This window comes from Pseudomonas sp. P4_C3, from assembly GCF_056402075.1.
Map to the genome: position 1 here is coordinate 1 of NZ_JBFUIC010000447.1, position 2781 is coordinate 2781.

2 protein-coding genes are annotated in these 2781 nt (G+C 61.2%); both read right to left on the reverse strand.

Annotated features, from left to right (window positions below):
- Nucleotides 1-224 (reverse strand): nitrite reductase (NAD(P)H) small subunit (locus tag AC1DVH_RS29110; RefSeq protein WP_477756693.1); only part of this gene is annotated, 224 nt, incomplete at its 3' end.
- The coding region (gene nirB / locus AC1DVH_RS29115; protein WP_477756694.1) for a nitrite reductase large subunit NirB at nucleotides 224-2781 on the reverse strand (2558 nt) is incomplete at its 5' end. The genes AC1DVH_RS29110 and nirB, both read right to left, overlap by 1 nt.

Below are 2781 nucleotides of genomic sequence, written 5' to 3' on the forward strand. Positions count from 1 at the left end.
GCATAGAGGGTCTTGCCTTCGGCAGCCGGCAGGTAGAAAAGCGCCGCATAGAGGGTCTTGCCTTCGGCAGCCGGCAGGTAGAAAAGCGCCACTTGTGCACCGTCGAGCCAGACGACGATGCCGGAGTTACTCACCAGATCCTCCTGGCTGCACACCGCTTGCCAGGCATCGGGATTGACCAGGGAGGAACTGGAATAGGCTCGCTGGGTATCGGACTGGCTCATCAGGCAATCTCCTCGATGACAGGGATAAGGTGGAGTTCAGCGGCCATGATCGGCCGGCGCTGACCGCGTTCCTGGACAAAATGGATGTCCGGGTCCGGGCGTTGATCGTTGACGAAGGTGCGGAAGCGCTTGAGCTTTTCCGGGTCTTTCAGGGCGTTGGCCCATTCGCATTCGTAGCGGTTGACCACCAATTGCATCTGCGACTCGAGCTCCTCACCCAGCCCGAGGCTGTCGTTGATGATCACGTCCTTGAGGTAATCCAGGCCGCCCTCCAGGCTCTCGCGCCAGACCGAGGTACGCTGCAACTTGTCGGCGGTGCGGATGTAGAACATCAGGAACCGGTCGATGTAGCGAATCAGGGTGGCGTCATCAAGGTCGGTAGCGAACAACTCGGCGTGGCGCGGGCGCATGCCGCCGTTACCGCACACATAGAGGTTCCAGCCTTTCTCGGTGGCGATTACGCCAACGTCCTTGCTCTGCGCCTCAGCGCACTCACGGGTGCAACCGGAGACCGCGAACTTGAGCTTGTGTGGCGAGCGCAGGCCTTTGTAGCGATCCTCGAGGGTCAGGGCCATTTTCACGCTGTCCTGCACGCCATAACGGCACCAGGTGCTGCCGACACAGGACTTCACCGTGCGGGTCGATTTGCCATAGGCGTGCCCGGTCTCAAAACCCGCTTCAATCAGCTCGGCCCAGATGTCCGGCAACTGATGCAACTGCGCGCCGAACAGGTCGATGCGCTGCCCGCCGGTGATTTTGGTGTAGAGGTCATATTTCTTCGCCACCACGCCGATGGCGATCAGCTTGTCAGCGGTGATCTCGCCGCCGGGAATACGCGGCACCACCGAGTACGTACCGTTTTTCTGCATGTTGGCCATGAAGGTGTCGTTGGTGTCCTGCAACGGTACCAGCGACGTGTCCATGATCGGCTGGTTCCAGCACGAGGCCAGAATCGAACCCACCGCCGGCTTGCAAACGTCGCAACCGGTGTGGCCACGGCCGTGCTTGGCCAACAGTTCTTCGAAGGTGATCACTCCCTCTACCCGTACCAGCGCATAAAGCTCCTGGCGGGTATAGGCGAAGTGTTCGCACAGGCTCTTGTCGACACTGACGCCACGGGCAATCAGCTCATGCTCGAACACTTGCTTGAGCAGGCCGGCACAACCGCCGCAGCCGGTACAGGCCTTGGTTTGCGACTTGAGCTGGCCCAGGTCGGTRCAGCCGCCGTCGATGGCCGAACAAATGGAGCCCTTGGTGACGTTATGACATGAGCACACCGTGGCCGACCCGGGCAGCGCACCCGGGCCCAGGGTCGGCGCGCCTTCGGACGATGGCAGAATCAGGCTGGCGGGTTCTGCTGGCAAGGTAATGCCGTTCTGCATGTATTGCAGCAAGGTGTCGTAATAGCTGTTGTCACCGACCAGCACTGCACCGAGGACATGTTTGCCACTTGCATCCACCACCAGGCGGCGATAGCTGGCGCTGGTTTCGTCGATGAATTGATAGCTGCGTGCGCCTGGGGTATTGCCGTGGGCGTCGCCGATGGAGCCGACATCCACCCCCAGCAGCTTGAGCTTGGTCGACATGTCGGCACCGGTGAACGGCTCGGCGACTTCGTTGCACAGACGGGCCGCGACGCTGCGCGCCATCTGGTAGCCCGGCGCGACCAGGCCGAACAGGCTGCCGTTCCATGAAGCGCACTCACCGATGGCGTAGATGTTCGGGTCGCAACTGAGGCACGCGTCGTCGATCACCACGCCACCGCGCGGACCGATCTCCAGCGCGCATTGACGAGCCAGCGCGTCTTGAGCGCGGATACCGGCGGAAAACACGATCAGGTCGGTTTCGAGGAATTCGTCATTGGCGAAATTCATGCGATAGCGGTACTGCTCGCCAGCGCTGATCGATTGAGTGGCGCGGGACAGGTGTACACCGACGCCCAATCGTTCGATCTGCGCCTTGAGCGCCTGGCCACCGAGGTCATCCAGTTGTACCGGCATCAAGCGCGGTGCGAATTCCACCACGTGGGCTTCAAGGCCCAGGCTCTTCAACGCGTTCGCGGCTTCCAGACCCAGCAAGCCACCGCCGACCACCACACCGCGCCGGGCATTGGCTGCCGCAGCCCGAATGGCATCGAGGTCTTCCAGGGTGCGATAGACCAGACGCGACTCACCTTCGGCGCCTTCGATTGGCGGAACAAACGGATAAGAACCGGTGGCCAGAACCAATTTGTCATACGTGACGCAACCTTGCGAGGTGACCACCTGGCGACGGACGCGGTCGATTTCCAATACCGGCACACCCAGATGCAGCGTAACGCCGGGCGTGTGGTAAAGCGACGCATCGGACAGCGCCAGCGACTCGGCATCACGACCGGAGAAGTACTCGGAAAGATGCACACGGTCATAGGCGCGCATCGGCTCCTCACTGAAGACGTGCAGCCGGTAATGGTCAAGCGCTCCCCGCTCGATCAGCTGTTGGACACAATGATGTCCGACCATGCCATTACCGATCACGATCAGCGTTTGCATCTTGTTCAACGTGGCAACATTGGAAT